Here is an 8,922-nt window from a genome sequence, read left to right on the forward strand (position 1 = left end):
AAATCATTTAATTTTTAGTAAACTTTATAATGAAACAGATTAGAAAATCAATTGTATTAATTATACTTTTATTCACTTTTACACCTAATATTCAAGCCCAATTTTGGAAAAAATTAAAAAAGAAAGCTGAAAACACAATTGTTAAGAAAGCCGAAAAAGAAATTGATAAAAAAATAAATAAAAAGAAAGAAAATAACGATAAAAAAATTGTAGAAGGAAATAATAAAAAAACACCTAAAAACGATTCTATAAAAATTTGGCGTAATTTTAAATTTATACCAGGTGAAAAAGTTATATTTTTTGATAATTTAAAATATGAAGAAGTTGGAGAATTTCCTTCTAAATGGGATCTTTTTGAAGGAGGCTCAGAAATTGCTTTATTCAACAATCAAAAAGTAATAATTCCTACGACTAAATACACCAATGCAATTTCTCCTTTATTTAAAAAAGACAATTATTTAGGTAATGAATTCACTATAGAATTTGATATTTATATAGATGATATTAATAATATTAATGACTGGCTTGATTTTAAAATATTTTTCACTGGCACAATTAAAAAATACAAAAGCTTAGGTTATGGTGGTGACATTACAATAACTCATAGAAAAAATAAGGTTGAGGGTAACATATATACTAAAGATCAAAGATTTTATCTTGAAAACATAAATTTTGGTTCAAAGAAAAGTTGGCACCATATTTCTATATCTTATTATAAAAAGAAACTAAAAATATACCATAATGAAAAAAGAATTGGTAACATTCCTAATTTCCCTACTGATATAAAAGGTTTTACCATAGTTTTAGAGACTCCTAAGTCATTTGACAATAGGAAACTAGTTACTGGTATTAAAAATATACGTATTGCTCATGGAGGTGGGCAAATGTATAAACGTATAATGAGTGAAGGTAAATATGTTACAAATGGAATTCTTTTTAATTCAGGAAAAGCAAAAATAAAACTGCAATCTATGGGAATTATAAATAAAATAACTACAGTTTTAAAAGAAAATCCAGATTGGAAAATGAAAATAATAGGATACACAGATAGCGATGGGAGCGCCAATGACAACCTTAAACTTTCAAAAAAACGTGCTGATGCTGTTAAACAAGCAATAATACTTCAAGGAATTTCTGAAACACGATTAACGACTATTGGAAAAGGAGAAAACGAACCATTGAATACCAATAGTACTCCTGAAGAAAAAGCAAATAACCGCAGAGTTGCTTTTATTAAAATTTAGCTCACTTAAATTATCGAAATACTATTTAAAGCATAGAAGTATTGATTACAAATATGTTAAAATTAAAGAAAATCACTTTCAATGTATTTTTAGAAAGTGATTTTCTTTTTAAACCTTTATGATTTTTCTAAATTTGTTGTGTTCTATAAAACATTAACAAAGAAAACTTATGAAAAAAAAGATACTATTTTCTGCATTACTTATTTTACTTAGTATCATTATTTATCAAATCTATGTTTTCACCACTGTTGATGAAGACAATATTAATCCTATTTATTTAATTCCTGATGATGCTGTTTTTCTTATAGACACTGAGCGCCCTATAGACACTTGGGATGAGATTAGTAATAGTAATATTTGGAAACACCTACAAAAAAATTCTTATTTTAATACTGTTACTGAAAGCCTTAATAACCTTGACAAAACGTTTAAGGAACAGCAAAAAATAATACAATTTTTAGGCGAAAGAGACATCCTTATTTCAATACACGTTTATAAACCAAAAACATACGGATTATTTTATGTTGTTGATTTACAAAAAATTTCTAAACTAAGTTTTTTAAAAAGCTCTATTGCTAAACTTGCTGGTGAAGGATATAAAGTAACAAAGAGGCAATACCACAATCATGAAATAACAGAATTATACGATAAAAAAAAGAGAGAAACTTTATATATTTCTTTTATTAAAAATCAATTAATAGCCTCTTATACGCACGTATTAGTTGAAAATTCAATTGATCAATATTTAGAACCAGTTATTGGTAGAGATGTTGACTTTGTTGAAATTAACAAAGAAACTCCTGAAGATGGTTTATTTAAACTATTTATTCATTACAAATATCTTAATAAATACTTGTCTTGCTTTTCTAACAAAGTAAATTCTGATATTTTAAAAACTATTGGAAATACATGGCTATATTCTGGTTTTGATGTTGGATTAAAAGAAAGCACAATAATTCAAGCAGAAGGATTCACCAACTTTGACCTAAGTTCGGAAAGTTACTTGCGAGCTTTACAAAAGTCAGGAAAAGGAAAACGGTCTATAGCTAAAATAGCTCCTAAAAATACAGCACTCTATTTAAGTTTTGCTTTTGACAGCTTTGATGAATTCCATGAAAATTTCGAAGCCATAAAAGAAGAAAATCAAAATAATTTTAAAGCGTATACAGAACAGGTTACTGATATTGAAAACAGATTAGATATCAACTTAAAAGAACATATTTTTAGCTGGATTGGAAACGAAATAGCTTTATTACATATTAATGATGCCATTTCTAAAAAACAAAAAGATGTAGCTGTTGTATTAAAAACAAATAGCATTAATAAAGCTAAAGAAAATTTAGACTTTATTTTAACAAAAATAAAAGAAAAAACACCTTTAAAATTCAAGCAAATAAATTACAAAAACCAAACTATAAACTTTTTAGACTTAAAAGGTTTCTTTAAAATGTTAGCGGGTGATTTATTTTCTAAAATGGAGAAACCATATTTTACAATTATAGATGACTATGTTATTTTTAGTAACAGTCCTAATACTCTAAAAGAGATAATTAATACACAATTAATTGGCTACACTTTAGCTTCTAGCAAAAAGTTTTTAGATTTCAATGATCAATTTGATGAGAAATCAAGTTTGTTTGCATACATAAATACTCCATACATTTATGATGATTTACTAAGTTTTACTGATAGAAAAACTCAAAGACAAATACATAAAAACAAAGATTATTTAATTTCTTTTTCTCAAATTGGACTTCAGTTAATTTCCAGAGGTAGTCATTTTGAAAATTATTTAGCAATTGCATACGAAAACCCTGTTGAAATTGGTAAGCAATTAAGAAACAATAAAAATTTAAAAAGAGATTTATTAAAAAAGCTTGTTAATGAAAATGATACAGCATCAGTAGCAATGACAAAAGAAACTTTTTTTAAAATACCCGAAATATTTCCAAATGATTTAAGTGCTTCAGAATTTATAAAGAAACACGATACTGGCACTATAAAATTTGAAGTTGAATTAAAAAACGGTTTAAAACATGGTGATTATAGTGAATACTATAAAAACGGGAATTTAAGAATAACAGGAAAGTACAAAAAAGGAGTTCAAATAGGTACTTGGAAAGCCTACAGTGAAAAAGATGAAGAACTCTTATTCAAAAAACGATTTTAAATTGTAAATATATTCTGCAATAATTACATTTGCAGGCATTAAAACTTAATTATTTAGAAATGGGAAGAGCATTTGAATTTAGGAAAGCTAGAAAAATGAAGCGTTGGTCAGCTATGGCGAAAACCTTTACTCGTATTGGTAAAGACATTGTAATGGCAGTAAAAGAAGGTGGCCCAAACCCTGAAACTAACTCACGTTTACGTGCTGTTATTCAAAATGCTAAGGCTGCAAATATGCCAAAAGATAATGTTGAACGTGCCATTAAAAAAGCCTCAGATAAAGATACTGCTAACTATAAAGAAACACTTTTTGAAGGATATGCCCCTCATGGAGTAGCCGTTGTAGTAGAAACTGCTACTGATAATAATAACAGAACTGTTGCTAATGTTCGTGCTGCTTTTAACAAATGTAACGGTAATATGGGGACATCTGGTTCAGTTATCTTTATGTTTGACCATACTTGTAACTTTAGAATTAATGAAGAAAGCTTACAAATAGACCTGGAAGAATTTGAATTAGAAATGATTGAGTTTGATGTAGAAGAAGTTTTTAAAGACGAAGATGGTATTATGATTTATGCTCCTTTTGAGCAATTTGGTGGAATACAAAAATATTTAGAAGAAAACAATTTAGAGATTTTATCTTCTGGTTTTGAACGAATTCCAACCACAACTACCAAACTTACAACCGAACAACAAGAAGAAGTTGAAAAGCTTTTAGAGAGATTAGAAGAAGAGGACGATGTTCAGAATGTTTACCATTCTATGGAAATGTAATCTCAACAAACATAGCATTCACAGCATTAACCCTCTATTTTACTAGAGGGTTTTATTTTATCTGTTTTTCTATTAGTAAATAGAAAAATTTTATAAATTTGAGAATAAAAAACTACAGATGTACATAAAGTAACTTCAATACTTCTTTATATATTTACCTATAGTTCCTTTTATCCGGAATTATAATCTGATAAACGAGAACTTTGTTCTCTATATAACGAGTTAGCCACAAGCAAAAAAATGAAATATGAAATATAGAATTGACGAATTTAATATTAAAAATTTCAGATCAATATCTCAAATAAAGATTCGTCCTAATAAAGACGAGAACCTTTTGACTATTTGTGGCTCAAATAACGTTGGAAAAACAAATTTTCTAAGAGCTCTATATCTATTTTTTCATCCAATTAAGGAGAACTTTTCTGCAAAAAAAGATATTCCTTATCATATCAGCGAAGGTTCAATGGGTCTTGGTTTCGTAACAACACTTAAAGCCAAAATAACTGAAATTAGTACTGGAAAAACATATAATATAACTCAAAAATTTACTGAAAGAAAAGGTGAGAAACAAGTAGATATATTAGGGAAAATTGATAGAGAAAATCTAACTCAAAAAGAAGTAATTGACTTTCTAAATAAAAACTTCAAATTCTTTTTAATAGAAGCAAGTAACGTCAATATCCCTAAATTAGTTTCAGAAATAGTTAACGAAGAGATATTACCTATTGGACTTGATAAAAGGCGAGGAAAAGCACAGCAAGAATCATTAGAAAAATTAACTGAATTCATTGATAAATCTAAGGAAGCCGTAGGGAAAATTGAGAATGAAATAACTAAAATATTTAAAGATATTCTTAAAGATGTTAACACAATAGATTCTGACGATTGGAAATTAAAAATCAACTTTCCAGAATATAATTATCTGAGAGAAGCTATATCGAATATGATAAACTTCACTTTATTTGATACTAACCAAAGAGAATTAGAAACAAAAGGAAGTGGTATTCAAAGAACAATACTTTTGTCTTTAATACAGTATGTAAATAAAAAGACAAAAAAAGATGTCATCTGGGCTATAGATGAACCAGAAGCTTTTCTTCAGGCTGACTTACAAAAAAGTTTGTTCAATAGACTTAAAGATGAAGCTACAAGAAATAAAATAATCGTAACGACTCATTCTCATTTCTTTATAGACTTAAACTCTCTAAAAAACACCTTTCTTTTTGCAGGAACTAAAGAATTAAAAGAATACAGTAGGAAACCAGGTTTAGTTTTTCATAAACTCAATACTATCGTAATTAATGGCTCAGACTATGAAAAAGCTACTAATATTAAAAAGCATTTTGGAATTAAACGAAATGATTCTTGGGAGATATTTCCTTACAATATAGTAGTTGAAGGTCAAGAAGATAAAGATTTATTTATAGCTTTATTTAATAAGTTTGATCTTCCAATACCTAATGTTTTAGTAGCTGGTGGTGTTGACAAATACAAAGGTTATTTACAATTTATTGAAGATATGTGTTCGGAATTAAGCTTCAAACCTAAACTTAAAATAATTTTTGATAAAGATGGAGCTGGTAAATCACAATATAATACACTTAAAAATAAAACGTTTAAAAATTTCACCACAGAATGCTTATTTATAATAAGATTTGATGGAAAAACATATGATAATATTGAATTAGAAGATTTTATATATCCTGACCTAATCTTTAATGCTACCAATAAATTATTAAGAAAAAAAGGTTATAAATCAATAAGAAAATCTGATAGAGAAAAAAGATGTTTAGCGTCTTATGATCGAAAACCAATTTTAGAGTGCTTAAATGATTTTACTACTCAAAATAACGAAGACAAGCATCCAATGGACTTTAATACAATGAGTTCTAAGTTATTTTTATCTGATAAAATTTGTAAAGAAATTTCAACTACCGATTTGACAGAACAAATGAAGAATTTCCCCAAAGTTGAAGAATTTTTAACACAAATAGCCAGTGGCTAACAAGGGCTATAATTAATACGGGTTTGGAGCTTAACCTAAAGTTTTGGTACATTTACTAAGTCCGCCAAATCTTTTGATTTGGCTTAAAAAAATAAAATAAAAAGATTTGGCTAAGTGCTTAATCGGAAATTCATTACTTTTAATTCCCATACTAACCATAGTCCAACCGTTAGCAAACATTAAAAAACAAAAAAAATGAATAATAATCTTAAATATAGAATTGAAAACAAGTATGGAATAGATGCTTTACCTTCTTGGGTTAGAGTTGAAAATCCAATGGGATATTATGAAACAGTTGTTGGGTTAGAAAAAGTAAATGAAAGTGAATATGAATATAGGATTTCTGGTCATTTTAGACCAATAATTAATGGAAAAAACAATTTATTAAGAAAAGATATTGCTGATTTAATTTTAAAATATGTTCCTGAACAAATTGAATTGAAGCCTATTAAAATAATAAGAAAATCTACTGGAGAATTTTGGATAGATTATTATGAATTAACTACTAAAAAAAGTTTTAATCATTCTGAATATGACAAAATAGAAAGTAAAGGTTTAATGATTTTTGGTGTTGAAAGTGAGATATATTTCTCAAACGATTTGAAAGACATTCTTTTAAATGATTTGAAAACTGAAGAGGTAGAATTTAGAGAAGGAAAAACATTATTTGCTTAAAAAAACATTTGCTAACAATAGCTATAATTAATACGGGTTTTGGTTCTTAACTCTAAGTTTAAAGCTTTTAACCAAATCCGCCAAATCTTTTTGATTTGGCTTTATAGAGAAAAAGATAAACCAAAATAAAAAGTTTTGGCTAAGTGCTTAATCGGAAATTCAGTAATTTTAATTCCCTTACTAACCATAGCCGAGACGTTATAAGCCATAAAAGAAAACAAATTAAAAACAATTATAAATTTAAATTATTATGAAAACAATTAAAATTGCTGTCATTGCTATGATAGGGATGAGTTTAGGGATAAGTGCTCAGCATAATTATGACAACCAAAATATAATTTATTCAAAAGAGAATAAAGTAGGTATAGGGGTTAAAAGCCCTTATAGTTCTTTAGATGTTCGAGGAAATATTTCCGCTACTGGTTCTGAAAAAAATAATGATAGTTATGTAAGTCAGCTTAATTTTATAAATTACTATACTACAACTTCACCAATGGCATCTATTGGCGTTAAAACAAGAAAATCAGTAGTTGCGGCATTTGATTATACCAATATTGTATTTGAAACCTCTAACGGGTTTAATACTTTATCTGAAAAGATGCGAATAGCTGATAATGGAAATGTAGGTATAGGAACAAGTAATCCAAGACAAAAGTTAGAACTCTACAATTCAAACGCTTTTAATAATAATATGGAATTTCAATCACAAGACCATCTATTATTAAGTTCATCTTATAAAAATAATGATGAGTTTTTTGGAGGTATAACATGGGAGTCTGGAGGTAGAAGAAGAGCGTCAATTGTTGCAACAAGGGAACATAGCGATGCTGATCACGTAGGCATGGCATTTTTCACAAAAGGAACAGATGGTCCTGGTGCGTTTTTTGAAAGTATGAGAATCTCATATATTGGTAATATTGGAATTGGAACAACAAGCCCTAAAGAAAGATTAGACGTAAATGGAAGCATAATCATAAAAGATGGTCATAATCTATCTTGGGGAAATAAGTATGGCACAGGTATTCCAACCATAGCAGCTAATACAACTTCAGGACTTCACTTTTATCCGAATGGGAGTACCTTGGGTGCAACTATGAGAATTTTTAAAGATGGTAAAACAAGATTTACGAATAACATGGCTGTTTTGGGTAAAATCGAATCCAAAGAAATAAAAGTTACTAATACCCCGACTGCTGATTTCGTTTTTGAAGAAGATTATGATTTACCAACCTTGAAATCAATTGAGAAACATATTAAAGAAAAAAAACATTTACCTGAAATTGCCTCAGCTAAAGAAATGGAGAAAAATGGAGTTAATATTGGAGATTTTCAAATTCAGTTACTTCAAAAAATTGAGGAATTAACTTTGTATACAATTGAGCAAGAGAAAAGATTGAATAGTATTGAGTCAAAAAACGAAAAACTTGAAAAAGAAAATGAAACTTTAAAATTATTGGCGGAAAGATTGACAAAAATTGAAGAACAACTAAAAAAGAAAAACTAGAACAACAGCTTATAACAAAGAACTGTGGTAAAAAACAACTAATTTTTGTTTAATTTTTAACCAAAGTATTTCTGTAAGTCTCATCGTATATTAATCCTGATTTCGCGATAGCAAAGGCTTGTTTTAATAGCTTATTACAAACGGCTATTAAGGCAAGTTTTTTACTCTTGCCTTTAGCTACTATTCGTTGATAAAGTTCTCTACAACTCTTATTATATTTACATGCATTAAAACTACACATGAATAATAGATTTCTGAGTTTTACATTTCCTATTTTACTAATTCTTGCTCGTCCTTTTACACTACTTCCACTTTGTCGAATTATTGGAGTTAAGCCTGAATAAGAACATAATTCACTACCACTGGTAAAACGTTCAAATCCATCTGTCAAAACGACTAACATTATAGCTGTTTTCTTTCCTATTCCTGGAATCGTTTCCAAACGGGTTAATAGATCTTGATGTTCCTTTTTTAGTAGTATTAACAATTTCTCTTCTAAAACTTTTATCTCTTTTTTAAGGTGTTTTAAACTGCGTACTATAGAACGT

At 28.0% G+C, this 8,922-nt stretch carries 7 protein-coding genes (1 of these 7 cut by a window edge); 6 read left to right on the forward strand and 1 reads right to left on the reverse strand.

The features are described 5' to 3' along the window. Window positions 1-29 precede the first annotated feature (29 nt). The 6 genes from ACKTTQ_RS07590 (at window position 30) to ACKTTQ_RS07615 (ending at window position 8,374) form a co-directional block, all read left to right on the forward strand. Window positions 30-1,244 carry an OmpA family protein gene (locus ACKTTQ_RS07590; protein WP_408048821.1) on the forward strand — a complete coding sequence of 405 codons (1,215 nt, stop codon included), beginning with the start codon at window positions 30-32 and terminating at the stop codon, window positions 1,242-1,244. Between the two features lie 169 nt (window positions 1,245-1,413). Beyond that, window positions 1,414-3,414: a DUF3352 domain-containing protein gene (locus ACKTTQ_RS07595; protein ID WP_408048822.1), complete on the forward strand. Its 2,001-nt coding sequence runs from the start codon at window positions 1,414-1,416 to the stop codon at window positions 3,412-3,414. Between the two features lie 59 nt (window positions 3,415-3,473). After that, entirely contained in the window at window positions 3,474-4,190 is a 717-nt protein-coding gene (locus ACKTTQ_RS07600) for a YebC/PmpR family DNA-binding transcriptional regulator (protein WP_093871490.1), read from the forward strand. A 247-nt stretch (window positions 4,191-4,437) separates the two neighbouring features. Further along, a complete protein-coding gene (locus ACKTTQ_RS07605; RefSeq protein ID WP_408048823.1) occupies window positions 4,438-6,195 on the forward strand; it encodes an ATP-dependent nuclease in 1,758 nt (585 codons plus the stop codon). 195 nt (window positions 6,196-6,390) lie between these two features. Next, on the forward strand, window positions 6,391-6,870 hold the full coding sequence (locus ACKTTQ_RS07610; protein WP_408048824.1) for a hypothetical protein: 480 nt from the start codon (window positions 6,391-6,393) through the stop codon (window positions 6,868-6,870). A gap of 250 nt (window positions 6,871-7,120) precedes the next feature. Further along, a complete protein-coding gene (locus ACKTTQ_RS07615) occupies window positions 7,121-8,374 on the forward strand; it encodes a coiled-coil domain-containing protein 30 (protein WP_255405158.1) in 1,254 nt (417 codons plus the stop codon). Between the two features lie 49 nt (window positions 8,375-8,423). Here ACKTTQ_RS07615 and ACKTTQ_RS07620 read toward each other — a convergent pair whose 3' ends face one another. Further along, a protein-coding gene (locus ACKTTQ_RS07620; RefSeq protein ID WP_408048825.1) for an IS110 family transposase crosses the window boundary here: on the reverse strand, window positions 8,424-8,922 show its 3' portion. Its footprint extends 254 nt past the window's final position; the window shows 499 of its 753 coding nt (coding positions 255-753); its start codon lies beyond the right edge, outside the window; the stop codon is at window positions 8,424-8,426.

Origin of the sequence: Tenacibaculum halocynthiae, from assembly GCF_964512825.1 — a bacterium.
In the GTDB taxonomy this organism is placed as follows: Bacteria; Bacteroidota; Bacteroidia; order Flavobacteriales; family Flavobacteriaceae; genus Polaribacter; species Polaribacter halocynthiae.